The organism is Paenibacillus thalictri (assembly GCF_004307995.1).
GTDB lineage: Bacteria > Bacillota > Bacilli > Paenibacillales > NBRC-103111 > Paenibacillus_AF > Paenibacillus_AF thalictri.
In genome coordinates, this window is the sequence record NZ_SIRE01000015.1 from 189,827 (window position 1) to 210,802 (window position 20,976).

Annotated in this window: 12 protein-coding genes; 6 read left to right on the forward strand and 6 right to left on the reverse strand. The window is 53.9% G+C overall.

Translation table 11 applies throughout. The features are described from left to right. Positions 1 to 101: 101 nt before the first annotated feature. The 4 genes from EYB31_RS21430 to EYB31_RS21445 all read left to right on the forward strand — a co-directional run bounded on the left by EYB31_RS21430 (position 102) and on the right by EYB31_RS21445 (position 2,532). On the forward strand, positions 102 to 989 hold the full coding sequence (locus tag EYB31_RS21430; RefSeq protein ID WP_165452531.1) for an AraC family transcriptional regulator: 888 nt from the start codon (positions 102 to 104) through the stop codon (positions 987 to 989). Positions 990 to 1,202: 213 nt separating this feature from the next. Continuing rightward, positions 1,203 to 1,598, forward strand: a complete 396-nt coding sequence (locus EYB31_RS21435) for a VOC family protein (RefSeq protein ID WP_131015449.1) — start codon at positions 1,203 to 1,205, stop codon at positions 1,596 to 1,598. A 286-nt stretch (positions 1,599 to 1,884) separates the two neighbouring features. After that, complete coding sequence (locus EYB31_RS21440) at positions 1,885 to 2,163, forward strand: hypothetical protein (protein ID WP_131015450.1); 279 nt, start codon at positions 1,885 to 1,887, stop codon at positions 2,161 to 2,163. Positions 2,164 to 2,175: 12 nt separating this feature from the next. Continuing rightward, positions 2,176 to 2,532, forward strand: coding sequence for a spore coat protein (locus EYB31_RS21445; protein ID WP_131015451.1), 357 nt, complete (start codon positions 2,176 to 2,178; stop codon positions 2,530 to 2,532). Positions 2,533 to 2,596: 64 nt separating this feature from the next. Here EYB31_RS21445 and EYB31_RS21450 read toward each other — a convergent pair whose 3' ends face one another. Further along, positions 2,597 to 6,871, reverse strand: coding sequence for an S-layer homology domain-containing protein (locus EYB31_RS21450; RefSeq protein ID WP_165452532.1), 4,275 nt, complete (start codon positions 6,869 to 6,871; stop codon positions 2,597 to 2,599). 487 nt (positions 6,872 to 7,358) lie between these two features. On the opposite strand from EYB31_RS21450, the gene EYB31_RS21455 reads away from it, so the two are divergent. Continuing rightward, the gene (locus tag EYB31_RS21455) at positions 7,359 to 8,312 is read left to right on the forward strand and encodes a helix-turn-helix transcriptional regulator (protein ID WP_131015453.1); all 954 of its coding nucleotides are present in this window, start codon (positions 7,359 to 7,361) and stop codon (positions 8,310 to 8,312) included. A 64-nt stretch (positions 8,313 to 8,376) separates the two neighbouring features. After that, complete coding sequence (locus EYB31_RS21460) at positions 8,377 to 8,955, forward strand: GyrI-like domain-containing protein (RefSeq protein ID WP_131015454.1); 579 nt, start codon at positions 8,377 to 8,379, stop codon at positions 8,953 to 8,955. 191 nt (positions 8,956 to 9,146) lie between these two features. On the opposite strand, the gene EYB31_RS21465 is transcribed toward EYB31_RS21460, so the two are convergent. The 5 genes from EYB31_RS21465 to EYB31_RS21485 form a co-directional block, all read right to left on the reverse strand. Then, positions 9,147 to 9,614 carry a DinB family protein gene (locus tag EYB31_RS21465; protein WP_131015455.1) on the reverse strand — a complete coding sequence of 156 codons (468 nt, stop codon included), beginning with the start codon at positions 9,612 to 9,614 and terminating at the stop codon, positions 9,147 to 9,149. 443 nt (positions 9,615 to 10,057) lie between these two features. Beyond that, a complete protein-coding gene (locus EYB31_RS21470) occupies positions 10,058 to 10,441 on the reverse strand; it encodes a retropepsin-like aspartic protease (RefSeq protein ID WP_131015456.1) in 384 nt (127 codons plus the stop codon). Beyond that, positions 10,438 to 10,695 (reverse strand): hypothetical protein, encoded by a 258-nt coding sequence (locus tag EYB31_RS21475; RefSeq protein WP_131015457.1) that lies wholly within the window; start codon positions 10,693 to 10,695, stop codon positions 10,438 to 10,440. Before EYB31_RS21475 ends, EYB31_RS21470 begins: the two co-directional genes overlap by 4 nt. A 346-nt stretch (positions 10,696 to 11,041) precedes the next feature. Further along, entirely contained in the window at positions 11,042 to 11,242 is a 201-nt protein-coding gene (locus tag EYB31_RS40315) for a hypothetical protein (protein ID WP_165452533.1), read from the reverse strand. 24 nt (positions 11,243 to 11,266) lie between these two features. Beyond that, positions 11,267 to 20,965: a non-ribosomal peptide synthetase gene (locus EYB31_RS21485; RefSeq protein ID WP_131015458.1), complete on the reverse strand. Its 9,699-nt coding sequence runs from the start codon at positions 20,963 to 20,965 to the stop codon at positions 11,267 to 11,269. Positions 20,966 to 20,976: the final 11 nt, after the last annotated feature.

Genomic DNA, 20,976 nt, shown 5'->3' on the forward strand with positions numbered 1-20,976 from the left:
ATGTAAACAACTTCATTATATAATGATGACACTTTCTTTCCATGTCTAAAGCTTTCATTTACTTGTCAAAAACAACGATAATGTCCAAGGTGGCGGTTTTGTTGAAAGCACTCGCGGAGAATTGGAACGACCATCTCGTGCATCCCTATATACGGCTATGCTACAAGTACAGACCGCCGGTGCCCGCTTTTTTTCAAGGTCCCCGGAGACTGCTGGACTATCTGATACAATTTATTGAAAAAGGACGCTACATCCTCACGGTCGAAGGTGTGGAATACGAGCTGAACGAAGGCGAGATCGCCGTTATTCAACCTGGCGTATTATTTACGACACATACCTTCGGCGAATGTATCGTCCCGAATACTCATTTGGATTTCTTCTACAACACTTCCCGGGCTCATAGCTTCGTCACCTCCCCCGGACAAACCGACCTCTCCCCCCATGCCCATCTGATGCAACCGCGGTTGAACGATTTTCCGGATATCCATATTCCCGTCAAGTTCGTACCGGAGAATCCGGACCTTTTTCGAAGCACGCTGCTTCAGATGATCGAGCACCATAAGTCCGTCGATCTGAGGGATACGATCAAGCTGCAGCAGCTCGCGATGGATTTACTCCTGCAACTGCTGGGCACCGGCAAAAAAGCGTTGTCCGAGAACGACGCGGAGCAGCAGCTTATACAAAAAATGAAAGCATATCTGGCATCCAACCTCTCCTCGCCCGTCTCTGTGAAGAACATGGCCAAGCATGCCGGCTATTCGGAATCGTATTTCAACATGATGTTTACGAAGATGCTTGGTATGACGCCGCATGCTTATCTGCTCAACCTTCGATTGGAACGGGCCAAGGAATTGCTCGCCTACCCAACCAAATTCGAAAATATTGCTGAGTACTGCGGGTTCGCAGATGCCGCTCATTTTTCCAAGGCGTTCAAGAAGAAATACGGTTGCTCCCCCAGGGAATACCGGTCACGTCTTCAAGAACAGTAAGCGGGTCTGGCTGGCTTACTCGCAAGGGGAAATCTGCCGCTCCCCCGCTAAGGCGGAACTCCTATCCGGCACAACAAGTGGAATACTTTCCTCCATTCTCGCAAAATTGAATAAACTTCTATATTTATTACAATAATGAAGTAGGAGAATTAGCAATATACGCAGAAAACATAACGATAACATGTAAAATAATCCGCAAATCAGGAGGTAATCATGGGCAGAGTCGTTCATTTCGAAATTCATGTCGATGACATGGAGCGTGCCAAGAAGTTTTACGGAGAGATTTTTGGATGGACATTTGAAGATTGGAGCAGTTATGCCGGAATGCCTTATTTCGGAGCAGTTACCGGCGATGCGAATGAGCTTGGAATTAACGGCGCTTTAATGCAGCGCAGAGGTGCTTCCCCAGAGCCCGGTCAGACTTTGAATGCCTTTGCATGTACAATCGGAGTGGAAAATTACGATTCTACCGAAGCGAACATTCTGAATCACGGCGGCAAGGTCGCATTGCCGAAATATGCTTTGCCCGGAATGGCTTGGCAGGGATATTATACGGATACCGAAGGCAACGTGTTCGGAATCCATCAGCCTGACAAGAACGCAAAATAATTTTTCAATATATACATTCGAAAACGCTGCTGCTGCACATGACATGAATCAGCTATAAAGTCCCTCTAAGTCCACTACATGCCAGAAACACTGACCGCACAGTCAGTGTTTTTGCATTTTATGGATCACTCGGAAGGTAGTACGGATCAATTTGCTGCAGTAAACAGGGTATGATGCCACGACAAACACCCTGCGAAAAGCAACCAAATCCTTTCTGAAAAAAAGGATATTATTTTCAATTTAAAGGAACCCTAAAAGCAATTCCCAAAAGAAGAAAGGAGTTCCCATGGAACAAAATCAAACTCAGACGCAGCAGCCTATTTTCCCGCAACCGCCACAAGTCATAACCATAAAAGATCATCTTTATTTAAAGGATCAAATGTCGTGGGAGCTTATTGCGATGAAAAAATGCCGCCATTTCGCCCAAGAATGCTCCGATCAAGAAATTAGCCAGGCCATTAATAAGGCAGGCCAAATGCACCAACGCCACTACGAATTGTTATTGAAGCATCTGCAAAACAATAACACAGCGGAAATGCAAAAAGTCCATCAACTACAACAATAAGGAGTAACTGGAATGAACCAAAATCAAAGCCCAAATACGATCCAAAATCCTAAGCCCTCCTACGAGCCAAAAGTAAAAGGACCCGAAATGAATGACAGGGACCGAGTAAATGATATTTTAGCACTTGAAAAATATTTAACCGATAGTTTCAATATTTCCGCCAGAGAAGCGAGCCATCCGAATCTTCACCAGGACATTATGACCATATTGAATGAAACACATCAGTGCCAATACGAGATGTATGAGCTGATGTTCCGTAAGGGGCACTATAAATTAGAAGCCGAAGAACAAACCAAGCTGGATCAAACCCATAAGCAATTTAGCAACTATAACTCCCAATTTCCTTATCCGAGCACTTTGGTCCAGTAAGTCTTAATAGTGTACCAAAGACAAGCAGCCGACTCCTCAAAGTCAGCTGCTTATTTTTTACATTCTATTTAACACCCTTTTCAATGAATCTTTGGATGATCGTAGATAATTGCGCTCTGGTCGCAGTATCTCCCGGAGCAAGAACATTATTTTCATAACCGCTGATCAGCCCTGAGCCTATCGCCCATTCCATAGGTTCTTTAGCCCAACTGGATACGTTATTTCCGTCCGTAAAAGCATTCACGTTTTTGGTATTGGAAATGTCATATCCTTTAAGCTTTGCATAATTGTACAGTATAGTGCATAGCTGCTCTCTAGATATGTCATTATTCGGTCCGAATAGCCCGTTACCATAACCGCTGATCACATTGTTGGATGAAGCCCATGCAACGGCGTCGCTATACCATGTGTCAGCCTTAACATCGGTAAAGCCGCTTTCTGAAGCTGACGGAGTTCCTTCCAGTCTATGAAGAATCGTTACCAGCATGGCTCTAGTCGTATTTTGATTAGGGCTGAAGCTGCTGTCGGAGGATCCTACCATAAGCCCTTTTTCGCTCATAAACTGGATGCCTTTATAGAACCAATCGTCTTCCTTTACATCGTTGAATTTTTTAGCATCTGAAGTCCCCGGAGTTCCTTTGGCCGCTTCTTTCTTCGTAAATGCCGGCTCAACTTTGGCTCCGCCTTCAGGCATGATAAAGCTATAAGTGCCATCTGCATTTTTAGTGATTTGTACTTCCTTGCCATTTTGATCAAAAACCTTCATATCATTTAGCGTATAGCCCTCTTTAGGCGTGGCCGTAATGGTTACCTTGCTACCGGCAGTTGCTTTGTTGGTGTCATAAGAAACCGAACCGTTTTCCGCCTTGGTCCCTTCCGACACGGAATAACTTAAAGAAGCATTGCCGCCGCTACCGCCACTGCTGCTGCTACCACTAAGCATAATTGTAAAAATGCTCAAATCTTTGGAGCTGCTTCCCGCATCGTTTGTTGCTTTTACTGTGAAGCTTGCTGTACCCGTTGCAGTCGGTGTCCCGCTTATTTTACCTGTCGTTGGTTCCAGAGAAAGTCCCGCCGGCAAGCTGCCGCTTTCAATGCTCCAGGTAATTGGGGTATCTCCTGTCGCAGCTAATGCTTGATTGTAGGCAATACCAAATATGCCGTTTGGCAGGCTGCTTGTTGTAATCGTTGGAGCTACCGGAGCTGTTGCTAAAAATGTGCGCGTTACGCTTGGCCCGTGCCCGGTCCACTTACCAAAAGTCACCTGGTTCCGAGGAAGTTCGGTATTTTCGGTGCCTGTAAAACCTGTAGAGCCGCTAAGTCCGCCTGCACCGGACGCGTATTTCAAAATCTCGCTTCCCGCTTCCACCGAGATGGTATAAGGAACATTCGGAATAAGTCCGGCAGGGGAAAACACGTAAGTGTGTTGACCCGGTTGAACGGTTGGTTTTGCGTTGGCTTGAACCGCTCCACCGTCTACCGGCACGCCGTTAATCAAGATTCGATAACCGGCAAATCGTGCGGTATCGCCATTGGAATAATCCGTTACGTCTCTTTCGTCCCATGTGATGGTCATATCTTCCCCAATCCATCTGCCGCCTGCGACGGTCAGCTGGCTGCCGGGAGCCCATGCCGGAGTCTGCATTAAAGTGCCGGGAACGGTGGTGATCGTAACCGGGCCCCACTGTGGTCCTTCCTGACCAATCCAGTTGACAGCTTTCATCGTGACATCGTAGGTCACACCATCATCCAGCCCCCACAGCGAATAACCCGCACGGCTGGCGTTGTTAAAATAAGCTTTGTATTTTTTAGTAGCGTGATTTGAATTTGTCGGCGTTGCCGTTAACTCGTAATAATGAATGCCGTAGACAGCGTCGGTAACGGCGTTCCATTTAAAATCCTGCCAAGAGATGCCGGTGATGTCCGCAGCCTTCACATTAAAACTCGGCGAACTGGTTGAAACTGTGGATACCCCAAGCGTTGCAGCGCCCGTGGTTACCGTCGACTCCAGCAGATTGCCGTAGGAGGCGTTTGCACCTGTCGTTTCCGGTCGGACCGCAACTTTGTAAGAGGTGTTCGGACGCAGCGCGATTCCCGTGGACTGCGTACCCGCTCCCGCGCTCGCTACAATCTTGTTTTGCTGATAGCCATAACCATCCAGCATATCCACCAACACGGCATACTGCGTTGCATTACCGATGGCGGGCCATTCTAAAGTGGCATAATAAGTATTGGCCGTCACCGTGAGCGCGCCGCTTCCATTCAGCACATCCGGCGTGCGGTTGGTGGTCCCGGGGCAATTTTCGATCGTGACATTTTTGCTGTTGGTGGTGGTAATGGCGCCTCGAAGACCTGTGATGTTGCGGAACGTAACATCCGACATGCCGTTTATCGCAATGTTACCGCCACTTCCAACATAGGATAAGACCTTGATATCCTCGAATGTGAAATTGCGGAGTATCGGGCTTAAGGCATAGACGGAGCTGACGGGAGCCGCCACGCTAATCAGTGGTATATACGCGTTTGACACCGTTATATTGCGTACCAGCACATTTTCGAAGGTCAGTGGCTGCTCGCTTTCCGGGCCGAAGGCTGTACTGGCGTTGCCGTCTTTGTAGTCTGTATCAATCACAATCGTACTGTTGCCTACCGTGCTGTTCGAATAATTGACCGCATTGTCGCGCACGACAATATTGCGGATACCGCCACCGGTAGTCGCACCGGATTTCATTCGCAATACGCCGTTACTTCCTTTTTCGTTCGAATTATAGACATTCTCTTCCGCGATCAAATCGCCGATCCAGCCGCCGGTATGGCTCCCCATCGCCAACATGCCCCCGTGGCCGTTGCGCAGAAAGTTATTGAACACGCGGCCCTCTCCGCTTGCCACTTTGTTGGTTAAATTGCGTACGACTGTGCCCTGTCCGGCTGCAAAGTTGATGACGTCGTCTCCGGTATCCCAAAAGCTGTTCATAATCGTAATCCCCGTGCTGTCGCCAAATTCAATACCGTCGCCGTTGTTGGCGTCAAACATCATCGCATTCACACCGTTTACGGCAATCTGCTCGGACTGATAGTTGACGATTCCGTGGAAAGCAGGGTTATAGAAGGTCAGTCCCTCGTAATACAGGCCATGCACGCCGCGCATTACCGTCAGGTTAGGGCGGGAATTATAGAATTGCGCGTCAAGGGCATTCGGGGTTTTATCCTGACGAGACTTCCACATCGCATCCGCCGCAAGGATGCCCAGCACACTGTCGGAATCAATTGCACTTTTATTATCAACAGTGATATTGCCGCCGGATTGGTAGTTTGGCAGACGCCAACCATTTCCGGTTGGATCTGAGACACCTGCGGAACCGGGAGTCGGATCCGCTGCCGTTTGGGTCTGTAAGCCGTTTCCGGTGGTAGTATTCTTCCACCCGTTGCCGTCTATTGCACCCTTGCCGACGATGCGGATATTTTTCAAGGAGCCATAGTCCCAGGTTACGGCATTCAACAGGCCATACGTCCGGATATCTTGTGAATAAGGATAGACCAGAAGGCTGCGCGGATAGTGGTCAAAAACAGGAGAACCGAGCAGCACAGCTCCTTTCTCAATTTCAAAGGTCATATTGCTGTGCAGAAACAATGAGCCGCTTGGATAATAGTAGGGATTGGCATTGTCTCCGCTTCCCTTCAATACAACCTTTCCGCCCGTAGGGACAGCGTCGATCGCAGCCTGTATCGCGGCAGTGTTGTCTGCAATTTTCTTTATGATCGTTGCATTGTTATTCGCGCCCCGGATTTTATAGTCGGCGTTGGCGCCGGAAGTAGAAGTAATATAGGTTGCGCCCTGAGCAGCGGCGTCTATAACGGTAGGCGTAGGCGCAGTTGAAAAGACAAGCGACGCGCTAAAATCAGACCTTGTCTCATCGGTGTAAACGGCCCTCACCTTAAATTCATAACTCGTGTTGGGCGCCAGCTCGGTCGCCGTAAAGGAAAGAATATTGACCCGATGATGCTGCGCGCTCAAATTCCCGTAAAATGCATCCATGTACGCATTGACATAGGAATAGTTATCTCTGAAATTTTCGCTTGCAAGACCGATAAGGACTCCATCCCGGAATACTTCGTAGTCCCGGATTTTTACTGCACTGTTATAATAGTCATCCGGCTTTTCCCAGGTAAGTACAATTTTGGATTCGTCAAATGCTAATGGAGGTACGGATAACTTTTGCGGCGCCCCGGAATAGCTAGCCGCCGCATGAGCAGGCGTTGTCGGCATGACCGGAAATAAACCGACCAGCAGAGCCAGCGAGAGTACTAGGCTGCAAATCATATTAGCTTTCATCTTCATTTTCATTTCCTCCTGTTGTTAAAATGGTTAACTTTATGTATTTGCCTTCGAACCTCTTTCCTGTACTGCAGAAAGGATTGTGTCATGTCCGCATCCCCCCTCTCGTCATACTCCTCACAATTTTATTTGGATAGCAGTGAATCAGTTACTATTAAAGCGTTTTCAGGGCATAAAAGATATAATCATTAGCTCATAACTGTGAAATAAAGCCCGTATATCGGGGCAATTTGTTTGAAATGTAATATAAGGACACCCTTGGTTACAGATACGAGAGCATCCGTCCGGTTACTATTGCGGAGTATATGGAAGCGCGATGATGGGCAAGTGAAATTGAGGGGATTCGGCAAACAGAGATAGTTCACTTACCGTTACAATCATCGAGACCGAACGCAATGCTGTATAGATCATTCGACAAAAGTTAATTCCAATGAGAAAATACAATAAGATAAGCTTCCGGCTTAATCCATCGTGACGGAGGGTAGATGCTGTGAAACTGGAAAGGCTCTTATCCATCATTATTCTGCTGCTAAACCGCCGCATGGTGCAGGCCAAGGAGCTCGCGGATCGGTTCGAGGTGTCCGTAAGGACGATATACCGGGATATCGAAGCTATTAATGGGGCTGGCATCCCCATCGTCACCTACCAGGGAACAAACGGAGGCATCGGACTTGCAGAAGGTTACCGCTTGGACCGTAATGTGATGACCAACGACGAACTCGCTGCCATCGTCACCGCCCTGCGCAGCATCTCCACCTCATACGGCAACGAGCAGCATGTGCAGCTGATGGAAAAAATCAACAGCGTCGTTCCACCCGCATATTTCGAAGAGTTCCAGCATAAGACAAGTCGCGTGCTGATCGACTACTCGCCTTGGGACGGCAACGAAAGGCTGCGACCTAAACTACAGCTGCTAAAGGAATCGGTAGATCGCTGCCTAATCGTGGGGTTCGTCTATTCCAGTGCCAAAGGTGAGGTATCACATCGGGTTGTAGAACCGCATACGCTCATTCTCAAAGGAAGACAGTGGTACCTGCAAGCCTACTGTCTGGAGAAAGATCAGTTTAGACTATTTAAGCTAAAAAGAATGAAGACGCTGGAAATAACCCCGGGGAGGACTTTCATTCGTCGAGAGCTTCCGGCACATGAGAGTGTCACAGGCCAGAGCTCGTCCGAGCCATCTCCGGTAACACAGATCGTCTTGCGGTTTCGGGCGGACACTCGCCATTTCGCCGAAGAACTGTTTGATATCGAGGAGCTTGTAGCAGTTGGTGACGGCGGTTGGCAAGTGAGCAAAGCATATCCGGAAGATGAATGGTTATACAGCTTTATTCTCAGTTTAGGTCACCATGCTGAGGTGGTTGAGCCTCTTCATCTTCGGGAGATTATCGCTAGCCGCGCGGAGCAAATTGCAAAAATATACAGAAACGACAATACAACCTGACAGATAGTTGTCAGGTTTGTTGTTTTAGAATAGACTCATTCAACTAAAAGGAGATTGAGCCGCGATGAAACAAAACGAATCCATACCCATGACACCACACAGTCAGTCACCATCGACAAGCCCGCTGCCCGTAGATGGGGCTGCCGGCAAACGAATTGAACCTGCCCGTGTCGAGGAACTCCCCTCCTTCACGATAGCCGGAATTAGCGCTGTCACAACAAATGCAGCCGAGTTAAGCGGCAACGGCAAAATCGCTGGACTGTTTGAACAATTCCATCTGCGCAATATTAGCGGACAACTGGCCGGCCATCTGCAGCAGCCCGGCCTTTATAACTGTTATTTTGACTATGAGCAAGGCGATGCCGGACACTATGAAGTGATGGTCGGTGTACATGTCCGAGAAGCATTGCAGGATCACTACCCCGAATCCGTTACGACGTTCACAGTTCCTGCTGCAAAATACGCCGTATTCGTCACAGAGAGGGGACCGATTATAGAGATGGTGCAGAAGACTTGGGCCGATATTTGGCATTGGTCGCAGCAGCCCGGCAATAACCGGGCGTTCACAGGCGATTTTGAATATTATGACCCGAATACAGATCCGAACGACGGGCAAGCGGAAATTTACATCGCTATGCGATAACCAGTAAGCGACCTTAACTTTCAGTAATCCAGTTAAAAACAAAGACCAAGAATCCGAGGATTTTTGGTCTTTGTTTTGGTTTTCCATTTAATAGGTGTTAGCGTTCATGAAACGGTCGCTCAACACTACCCGCCACCCATGCTCGAACTATTAAGTAGAGAGTTGGATATTTTTGCTGAGATTGTCTTGAGCTAAACATTCGCCATTTCGATAGCTTGTTTAATACGCAGCATACAGTCAAGATGATGCTGTTCTTCCCTGTTGTGGAAATGAAACATGCCTCGTAACCTCTTGATACGCAGAAAAGGTTTAGCAATCGGATCATCAAGTTTGCCCGTTGATGCTACGATAATGTCATCAACTTGACTACGCAATTTCTCCAAAATTTCAGAGTAAGCCGGCGGCTCCGTTGTCCACCCGCTCGGACGTGTTCCTTTCGGAAATGTGTGATGGTAGCTCTTTGGCACCCTCCATTCTTCGCCTAACTTCGGAAAGATACCGTGATCCCATGCAACAAGGATATGCCCCAGGTTCCAGCGGATGCTATTGTTGAAGCCCTGTGGTACGATGTCCACAATTTCTAGTGGTGACGATTCTGCTAATGCTAATGTTCGGGTACGCACCTCACGAAATGTTCTAAATTCAATAGATTCCCGCATCTCAGAAATCCTCCTAATTGAAGATAAATCACCCTGTACTTAGTTCGACTCAGACTGAACGATCCCTTTCTAATCAACACTTTTCGCAGGGATGCCCATTGTGGTGTACAAGAACTCTGCTTAAGAAGTACGTCTCTGTAACCGAGCAGATCAAAGGAGACGCGCCGCAGGATAAATTCCTTAAAAGCATGCTGGAAGTAATGGAACTTCAACTTCATGAAGGTTAATTGAATGGGCGTGGTATAAATGTTCCGATACACCTAAATCCATCCTTAAAGACCAGTATTTTCAATAACCTAGCTACCACAACGCAGCAAGAAAACCAAAAGGAGATGCCCTCCCGGACATCCCTTTCTAATAAACCTTATGGAGACAAACCGCAGCCCGGCAAATCCACGATTCGCCGGCGGGTTTTGCTAGTGATATTTGGCGAGGTGACGTAGCTACTCTTTCTTACCCACTGTCAACTCTTTAGAATCAATCACCAAACCGGCTAATTGAATGTAGTCAAAACCAATAATGCCGTCAATCTCCATTCCATAATTCATTTCTCCAATTTCCACTTCAAAACCTTCCAGAGTTACTTCTCCTGCCTGCACAAAATCAAATTGTTTGGAGTATATGACCTCGACTCCGCCCACGCCTCTGATTTTATTCAAAAAGTCACCCGGCTCAATTTTAACCCCGATGGCATCCACTACATCTGCGCTGAAAATAGTCCCTGCCGAACCTGTATCAAGCAATGCATTCCTTAAATGAAGCTTTTCACCACGATAACAAATGACCACTTCTATAAAAGGCAATCCGTACTTCACATCAATTCTCATCTAGGGCCCCTTACCCCTGCCCATTTCTCCCGAAGCTTAAGCGTTTCGCGGGATGTGTGAAAAAAGCCGTATTCCCGGTAAGGCTGCGCCCGATGCAACTCATAGTAGCGTTTCATGGCGACAGACGAATCTTCAAAGCGATCAATGACTGCCACCTCTTCGATAAGCCAGTATCCGTCCTCTGAATGGGACTTTAACGCCTCACATACAATCCACTCTTCGGGAAATTGCTCACGAACCTCTTCCCAGCGCATCTTGGTCACCTCCGGAAACCTAACTTGCAACTATTTTCAGTATAGCACATGCCTAACCAAAGATGTACGGGTCCGAGTTAAGAACATATGAAGAACCCCTGTCCTACATTAACTATGAAACGAAAAGTCTCGAAGTTCGGTAACAGTTTAGGAGTTACTATGACGGATGCCCTGAAGCGGCTTGGCCTTGATGTAGGGGATTCCCATCCACATTGATGTTCGGGAGAATGATGGGGAGATCGTCATAAAAAAATAACCAAGGTGCACTTACCCCCTGGACTAAGCCTGGATTTCCTTGATACCCTCAACGAAGTCATGCATGATTATGACGATACATTAAAAGGTCTCAAGGATCGATAATCATGACCGTTAACCGGTATCGCTCGGCAAATCCACAATTCGCCGCCGCGTGATGGTTAGCTGAAATCGAATCCAAGAACACCACCCATTTATTTACAGTTTCCGTTCCGCCAATACCATGAATCATTGCCATTCGATCAGTACCTTCCGGTCTCACGCCGATTTCTGCAACCTTATCCGCATCCAAAATAGTTCCAGCCGAACCTGCCTGCTACAAGAAGCCGACCTGCCGGCAGTGCTCCAGCATGCGTTCGATATGCTCACGCTGGACAAGCGGCCACTCCACGTTCAGGCGGCGCAGCAGGAGCATCGACTTCGTCGAGCACAGAAGTAGGGGTGACGATTGGCTGGAAGTTTCACCCTCCAGCTCCAACCTGACTTGTTCCAGCCCTTGGCTGTGTTGCGAGGCAGATTTCACCTGCCCGGCAGAGGCGGCCGCTATCTCCCGCAGTATCTCTTGGACCGCCTGCAGTTGAATGTCTCCCTCGAGCTGCGCCGCCTCGTTGAGAAGCCGGGCAAGCCGGCGGTAGCTGATCGGATGCGGATGCGCCACATGAATGACCGCATCGGGCACCCCGGCAGCGACGATTCTCGCGACGGCGCGGCTGGCGCAGTCGACGAAGGAAAAGTCTAAGCTACGCGCCGGCAGATCAGGCATCCGGCGCAAATGGATTAGCCCGCGGATGAGGCGGTAGAAAGCGTTGTCCTCGATGTTTCGCTGAAACTTGCCGGTTTCGGAATGAAACACGATATTCCCGAGGCGGATGATCGTCGCGCCGTGACCTTCCTGATGGTGCGCCCATATTCGCTTTTCCGCCTCCAACTTAGATTGGACGTAGTAATTGTCCGACGCCCGCCCGTCCGCCACCGTATATTCCGAGAAGATGTGTCCGCTGCGTTCCGGAGTAGTGCCAAGGGCAACGCTTAAAGTCGACAAGTAGTATAGATGCTTCGCTCGACCTTCCGCCGCCAGCCGAATCATGTTTACGGTACCCGTCACGTTGCTCCGCTCAAAGTCCCGAGCAAATCCGTAATGCTTCGTATAGGCCGCGCTGTGAATGATGCAGTCGATGCAGTCTTCGAGTTCGCCATAGACGTCCTCGCTTAAGCCAAGGCGCTCCAGCGTCATATCGCCTGCATAGAACCTCACCCGTTCCTGAACGCTTGCAAACGGCGTCTCGAAGTAAAACGCCCACAGCTCGCCGATGATTCCCGCCGCGGCTTCCTTGCTAGAAGCACGGACGAGCAAATGAAGACGGCAATCCGTCTCCTGCAGCAGCTCATGCAGAATATGCATGCCTATGTAGCCGGTACCGCCAGTCAGCAGCACCTCCCGATACATGCCTACAAAGCGGGAAACATCAGCAGCATCGCCCGCGCCCCTATCCGGGTCAGCCGTCATGCTTGCTTCCTTGCCCGTGCCTACGACTTCCCCAGCACCCGCCCCCATATGATGATCTACATGTTCGCTAGCCCACCGATCCGCACTGCCATCTGCCAACGCACTGCGGCGGGCGAAGGCGTCCGGGCCCACGTCTGCACCACTCGCACCCGCATCGACTGTCGTACATACCTCCGCACCCGCATATGCGGCAGCCGCAGCAGCGGTTTCGGCAATGACGCGCTGCCTATACGTGCGCAGCTCCCGCTTCAGCTCGGACAAGCGGACAGGCGCTGCCTGCGCAGCTGCTTGCTCCCGCTCCTCCCCCGCCTTCTCTTGCAGCTTTGCCCGCAGGCCGGCGACGGTCTGCCGCTCGAACAAGTCGTTCACGCTGAGCTCGAGCTGCTGCGCCAGGCGGGCGATGACACGGATCGCCTTCATCGAATCCCCGCCGAACTCGAAGAAGTTATCGTGCAGGCCGACCGGCCCGCCCAGCACCTCCCTGAACGCCTCCATAATCAGCGCTTCCCACTCATCCCTCGTTCCTGCCGCGGTGCCCTCTCCCTCCTCCTGAACGACATCGGGAAGCTCGGGCAGTAGGTACAGGAGCCGCTTCCGGTCGATTTTGCCATTCGTGGTGAGCGGAATCGACGTCACGTGCTGGAACCGGGACGGAATCATGTAGCCCGGCAGCCGGGCCGAGCAGTAGACCCGCCACACCTCGCGGGACAGCTCGGTGTCGGTGACGTAAAAGGCGCACAACTCCTGCTCGCCTCGCGCATTCCGAACCGCGATGACGACAGCCTGACTAATGCCGGGGTACTCGCTAACGATCTGCTCCACCTCGCCAAGCTCGACGCGGTTGCCGCGGATTTTCACCTGATCGTCCATTCGTCCCAGGAACTCCAGCGTCCCGTCGGCTCTCCACCGAGCCACGTCCCCGGTCCGGTACAGCTTCGCGGACGGATCCAGCGGATGCGGCACAAAATGTTTCGCCGTCACCTCCGGAAGCTTCCAATACCCGAGAGCAAGACCAACGCCTGCAATGCACAATTCGCCGGGGAGCCCGATCGGCCGCAATTGGCCGTGCGAATCCATAACATACAGCAGGCTGTTCGACACCGGATGGCCGATCGGGATGTTTGGCTCGTTCGCCGTGACGAGATGGCAGGCGGCGACCACTGTATTTTCCGTCGGGCCATAATTGTTGTACACCTCGTACCGCTGCGGGCTGAACGCATTCAGCTTATCGCCCGCCGTCAGCAGCAAACGCAGAGAACGGTTGTGCAGGCGCATGAACGCTTCGGCGATTGGCGTCGGCAGGAAGCTGACCGTGATGCCATGTTCTTCATAATAGGCGTTCAGCCGATCCAGCTCCAGGCGAATTGTTTCCGGTACGATATGCAGCGTCGCCCCTGCGATCAAATACGGGAAAATTTCCAGAATCGACGCATCAAATCCAAGCGAAGCGTACTGCGTGCCGTGGTCGCCTTCCCCGATCCGGTAAAACTCGCGATGCCACTCCACCGCGTTCGCGAACGACCGCTCGCCGATCATAACCCCCTTCGGACGCCCGGTTGATCCGGAGGTGTAGATCATATAGGCGAGGTCATCACTGCTTCGGGCATACGGGACACTGCTTGCATCCGGCTCCAGCAGCAGTTCCTCAAGCTCCAACAGTTGGCCATCCATGGTGCTCTCGAGACCGGCCTGCAGCTCCGGCGGCACGATCGCTGCCGCAGCCTCCGAGTCCTGCAGGATTTGCGTCATGCGCTGCACAGGTACGGTGCGGTCGATGGGGAGGTAGACGGCTCCGCTTTTGAAAATGCCGATGATCGCGACGATCGCCGTAAGCGACCGTTCCCCGATGAAAGCCGCCACCTTGCCCGGCCCGATCCCTCGTTTGACCAGCGCGCGGGCAACCCGGTTCGAGCGCTGCTGAAGCTCGATGTAGGAGATCGTCTGCCCGGCATGCACGACGGCATCCTTTGCCGCAAACCGCACGCAGCTCCGCTCCAGCAGTTGGATCACCGTCTGCCCGCGGTAGTAGGACTGCGGCAGCGGATTGAAGGCAAGCAGCTCCGCCTTCCTCTCCTCTGAGACAAGCCCGATCTCCGCCAGCATGAGTTCAGGGTCGCCAAGAGCTGTGCGTACGACATGCAGGAACGTCTCGGCCATCGTCCGGACGGTCCGGTCGTGAAACAGCGATGTTTTGTACTCCCAGTGGATGTCGGCGCCCTCCTCCTGCTCCTCGATTTCGACGAGCAGATCGAACTTCGCCTTATGCAGCGCAATCCGCTGCGGAACCAAGCTCCCCTTGCCGGTTCGGCCCCCGTTCCGGCGGTCCACGCTGACCAGCATCGTATCAAACAGCGGGTTTCGGTTCGCTTCGCGAACCGGTACAACCCGCTTCACCAGCTCCTCGAACGGATACAACTGACGCGCCAGACCTTGTAGAAGCACCTCTTGCGTCTCCTTCGCAAAAGCGAGGAAGCGCTTAGCCGAATGCGGACGGCTGCGGATGGCGAGTGTGCTCACGAACATGCCGACGGTCTCCTGAAACTCGCCATACTGCCGGTCGGAGGCGGGGATGCCGACCGCTATATCGTCCTGCCCGGCATATTTGGACAGCCACACGCCGTACAAGCTGATCCAGAGGGCAAACGGAGTAACCGCATGCTCCCTGGCAAATGCCCGCAGCTTCCTCAACGTATCCACATCCAGCGAGACCGTCTCCCTTGCTCCTTCGTCGCTGTAGCGCTCGGGTCTAGGCTGATCCAGCGGCAGCTCCAGCGGGGGCAGCGGGCTCTCGAATTGCGACAGCCAATACGACTCCTGTTCGCGGAACGCGGGGCTGTCGGTTTGCGCCTTTTGCCACATGGTATAATCCGCGTATGGACGCGGAGGTGTTTTCAACAGCTCTCCTTCATACAGCGCCGCCCATTCTTCCAAAATCACGTCCACGGATACCGCATCCGAGACGATATGATGCATGTCGAGGAACAAATACGTTTCATCGCCCGCATGCACCAGCTTCACCTGCAGCAGCGGCGCCTGCTCAAGGTCGAACGGCCGCACCCACTCCGGCAGCCGGAAAGCCAGTTCGTCGGCGCTGGCAAGCTGTTCCGCCGAAGCGGACAGTTCCACCTGATCATGCACGCGCTGAACAGGCTCCCCGTCCTGCAGGTGGAACGAAGTGCGAAGCGCCGCATGCCGATGCGTCAGCGTCTTGAATGCGGCGTTCAGCTTCGCCAGATCGATCGCGCCACCGCCCACAGACGGGTCGTAGCGCCATAACATCGGCATGTTGTATGTGCAGGCATCCGGCTGTTGCAGCTGCGCAATGTACATATGCCGCTGCGCATAGGTGAGCGGGTACCCTGTCTGCGCAGCCGCTTCGGCAATTCGGGGAGCGGAGGCGCTCTGTGAGCGAACGACCTCGGCCAGACGACGAACGGTAGGCGCGTCGAACACGGCGCGGATCGGCAGCTGGACGCCGAACGCATCGTTCGCTCTCGCAACCAGCTTCATCGCAGATAAGGAATGCCCGCCCCTTTCGAAAAAGTTATCGTCAATCGCCACGCTGTTTGTTCCAAGCACTTCGTTCCACAGTTCCAGCAGTTGCCGTTCCGTTTCATCACGTGGCCCTTCGGCCTGCAGATTCACTTCCGCTCTGCCCTGCTCCGGCTCGGGAAGCGCGCCGCGGTCGACTTTGCCGTTGCTTAAGAGAGGCATCTGCTGCAGTTGGACGTAGAACGGCGGCACCATATACCCCGGCAGAAACTTTAGCAAATACGCCTGCAGCTCCTCACCCGGCACATCCCGCCTTGCCGTGAAATAGGCGCAGAGCATTCGGCTCTCGCCCTCCCCTCTCACGAGCACGACCGCCTCCTGGACCGCCTCATGCTGCACCAGGCGCAGCTCGATCTCCATGAGTTCGATGCGGTAACCTCTAATTTTCACCTGATGATCCCGTCGGCCGAAAAACTCGATCGAGCCGTCCTCACGCCACCGGGCCAAGTCTCCCGTCTTGTAAAGGCGCTCGCCCGGCCGGAACGGGCTGTCAAGAAACCGCTCCGCCGTCAGCTCCGGCTTGCCCAGGTAGCCGCGCGCCACGCCATCGCCGCCGACCCACAGCTCGCCCGTCTCACCGACGCCGAGCAGTTGCCCGCCTTCGTCCACGATATACGCCGTCGAGTTGCTGATCGGCGCACCGATCGGAACCGCCAGCTCGTATTCCCGCTCCACGAGCTGGCACGTGGACATCGTCGTATTTTCCGTCGGGCCGTACCCGTTGAACAACTGGAGATCCGGGCAACTGCGGAGCACGTCGGCCGCGATGTGCGGCACCATCACGTCACCACCGACAAGCAAACAACGCAGTGAAGCAAAGACATCCGCCCGCTGCGTGGCCAGATGGTGGAACAATGGAGTTGCCGCGACCATCATTGTAATGCTGTGCCGCTCGATCACCCGCTTCAGCTTTTCGGCGTCCAGCAGCTCCTCCTGCTCCGCCAGCACTAGCGAGCAGCCGTTCAGCAGCGCGCCCCATATTTCCAGCTTCGACGCGTCAAAGTTGAGCGCAACGGCCTGCAGCACACGGTCGCGTCCATGTTCGAATGTCATGTGGTTCGTGTTGCGGACGAGCCGGACGATGCCCTGGTGCTCGATCATAACGCCTTTGGGTAAGCCGGTCGAGCCGGATGTATACATCACGTAAGCCAGATTCGTCGGGCTTGCGGCAGAGGAAGGTACCGGCTGCAAAGCCGTATCGATCGGTTGCGGCTGTATTGGGTTTACCCCCTCCTCACCGCCAACCTCCTCCATGCGTACGACCCGCCCGTGCCACGAGCTTAAACGTTCTGCGTGCCGGGTGGACGAGATCACAAGGACTGCTGCAGAATCATCCAGCATATAGCGGAGCCTCTCCACCGGCAGCTCGGGGTCAAGTGACAAGTAAGCGCCGCCGGCCTTAAGGATGGCGAGAATGCTTACGAAGCATCCGACCGAGCGCGGCAGCATGACGCCAACGACCCGATCTGTGCCTACACCCAGCTGCCGCAGCAGGCGGGCAACCTCGTCAGCCCTGCGGTTGAGAGCCCGGTAAGTGACGACCTCGTCCCCATAAATGAGCGCAGGGTCGTTCGGATACAGCCACGCCTGCTCCTCGAACAGCTCTTGGATGCACTTGTCCCGGGGGTACGCGGTCGCCGTATCGTTCACGCGCCGCACCCACTCGAGCCGGTCCGCTTCATAGGGAAGCGCCAAAGATCCGGTCCGGCAGGCGGGTTCGGCAGCCAGCGCCCACTCTATGAGGGCGACGAAGTTCGCCGCCAGCTTTTCCACCGTCTCATGGGTAAACAGCGCCTTCGCATAGTCGAAGCAAAAATACAGCTCCCCTCCGACCTCCTCCCCTTCCAACAGCAGCTCAAACATCGCGTCCTGCGGCGGCAGCGGCAATGGGGTGACGGTCAGCCCCGGAAGCACTAGCGCTCGCGATCCGATGTTTTGCCAGACGAACGCGGTGTGCAGCAGCGGATTCAAGGAGGAATCCTCCCGCTCCTGATCCTGCAGTACATGACGGACAAGCGCTTCGAACGGATAGCGGTCATGCTCATACGCGTCCATGAGCTGGCTCTCGATGCGGCGCACCCATTCCTGGAGGCTCATGTCGCGCTCCATCCGGCTTCGTACCGCCAGTGTGCTGACAAACATGCCTACATTCGGCTGCAGCTCGGGGTGGTGACGGGAGGCGGTGACGGTACCGACGACCAGATCAGTCTGTCCGGTCCAACGATGGAGCAGCAAGTTATAAAGGGCGAATAACCCGGCAAAAAGCGTCCGCGCGTGCCGGTGCGACCATGCCGTGAGCTGCGCGCTCCGCACGGCGTCCAGTTGGAACGCAAAGCGCCCGGCTTCCCGCGTTGGCTGAGCGGTACGCGACTTGTCATAAGGCAGGCGGAGCGGCGTCACCGGCTCGCGATACTGCTCCATCCAGTAGGATTCATCGGCGCAGGCGGCGGGCGATGCCAAGTAACGCCGCTCCCACTCCGCATAGTCTGTGTAGGTGAGGCGAAGGGCGGACAGCTGCCGCCCAGCATACAGCGCCGCCAAGTCGTGCATGATCGTGGCGAGTGAAGTACCGTCACAGGCGATGTGATGGACGTCCAGCAGCAGCCGGTGCGACTGCTCTCCCGTACGGAGCAGCACCGCGCGAATGACCGGCTCCTCACCAAGGCGGAACGGACGGACGAAGCACGCCGCCTCATCCTCACCTACGATAGGGAGCACCGGCTCCATCAGCTCGCGAACTTGCTGCCTCCCCTCCCCATCCTGCAGAAAAAAGAACGTGCGAAGCGAGCCATGCCGCTCCAAAACGTCCCGGAACGCTTGGCGGAGCCGCTCCACATCAAGCGGACCGTCGATTTGCCAGATGCTGGGTATGTTGTACGCCGTGCTGCCTTGATGCAGATGATGCTCGAGGAACAGCCTCGTCTGAGCGGTCGACAGTGGGTAGACGTCCTTGTCCCCGACCGGCTCAAGCGGCAGCAACTGCCCGTCAGTCGGATGCTCCGACTGTGCGGCGAGCAGACGCGCAGATGCGTGGACGGAGGGATTCTGGAACAAGCTTTTGATCGAAAATGGCACGCCCAGCAGCTGCCGCACCTTCGCGACAAGCATCATCGCCTTGATCGAGTGGCCCCCGCATTCGAAGAAGCTATCTTGAACGCCGACATCCTCACGCTGAAGAACCTCGCGCCAGAGCGTGAGCAGTTGGCGCTCCCGTTCGCTCTCCTCACCACCGTCCGCTGCTTGAGGCTCATCTGCCGGCTCGCTTGCAGACCCGCTCGCAGTCCTGCTCGAAGCCGCTTCCGGCAGCGATTGGCGATCGATTTTGCCGTTGGTGTTCAGCGGCATTTTGTCCAGCGCGATGAGGCGGCTCGGCAGCATGTAATCCGGCAGCATACGCCGCAGATGCTGCTTAACTGAATCCGCGGACAGCGTCTCCTCCGCACCCGCGCCCGTGCTGTAATAGGCGTGGAGCTCCTTATCCGCCCCGTTTCCTTCAACGACGACAACCGCTTCCTTCACGCCTGCAATGCGCAGCAGATGCTGCTCGATCTCGGCGATCTCGATACGGTAGCCGCGGATTTTGACTTGATGATCCGCCCGGCCGAGAAACTCAATCGCGCCATCCGGACGCCTGCGCGCCAAGTCGCCGGTCTTGTAAAGCCGTTCGCCTTCGCAAAACGGGCTGGCCGCAAATTTCTGTGCGGTCAGCTCCGGCTCATGCAAATAACCGCGCGCCACGCCGTCCCCGCCGACCCACAGCTCGCCCGCCGTGCCATCGGGCACTTGTTGCCCGGCTTCATCCACAATGTAGGCCGTTGAGTTGCTGATCGGATACCCGATCGGAATCGCATCCTCATGGTCGCGGTCGATTACATAACATGTAGAGAACGTCGTGTTCTCCGTCGGCCCATATCCGTTGACCACGCGCATCTGCGGATGCTGACGCCTGACGAGCGCAATCAAGTCCGGCCGCAGTACATCGCCGCCGACGAGGAGGCTGTGAAGCGGAGCGAATAAGCTCGGACGCTCCAGCGCAAGCTGGTGAAAAAGCGGCGCGGTCAGCCATAGAATCGTAATGCCGCGCTGCAGCAGGCAAACTTCCAACTGCTCGGCATCGAGAATCGTCGATTGGGGCTCGAGGACAAGCGTCAGGCCGTTCAGCAGCGCCCCCCAAATCTCGAACGTCGAAGCGTCAAAACCCGGCGCCCCTGTCTGCAACATCCGGTCCATTCCCGGCGCGAACGTGATGTAATTCGTCTGCTTCACTAGCCGGATCACGCCCCGATGCTCGACCATGACGCCCTTCGGTTTGCCTGTGGATCCGGACGTGAACATGACGTAAGCTAGGCTCGTCGCGGCTTGTGATGCTTGAGTGTCGGTTGCGGCGAGCTCGTTCGCCCGCTGCAGTTCTCGGCCGCACGAGATTCCACCACGGCCGCTCTCGGCCGACGTACCGTCCACTCGTATCCAATCTAAGCCAGCCGCTATCCCCGCCGGCGTTCCGACCCGATGCTGCCGGGCTGAGCCGACTATGTTTCCATCGTCGATCACGATGATCTCGCCAAGGTAACCCGCAAGCCGGCTGTGATACTCCTCGGACGTAATCACGAGGGTTATGCCGCTGTCCCGCAGCAGAGACCGGAGCCGCCCTTCCGGCAGGTCGGGACCAAGCGGCACGTAGGCGCCTCCCGCCTTCAGGACGGCAAGCTCACTCGCGATAAAGTCGAACGAGCGATCGAGAAACACGCCGGTTAGCTGCTCGTTTTTCAAAGCCCGGTTGCGAAGCTCTTGTTCAATCTGCATGGCCCGGTCGTTCAACTCGCTGTACGTGAATGCACGCCCTCTATCGATAACGGCTGTGTGGGCCGCATATTCGTCCATCTGTGAAGCAAATAACCCGTGGATCGTTGCCTCTCTCGGATATTTGGTTGCCGTTTCGTTCAATCGGTTACTCATCTAGCTGGTAC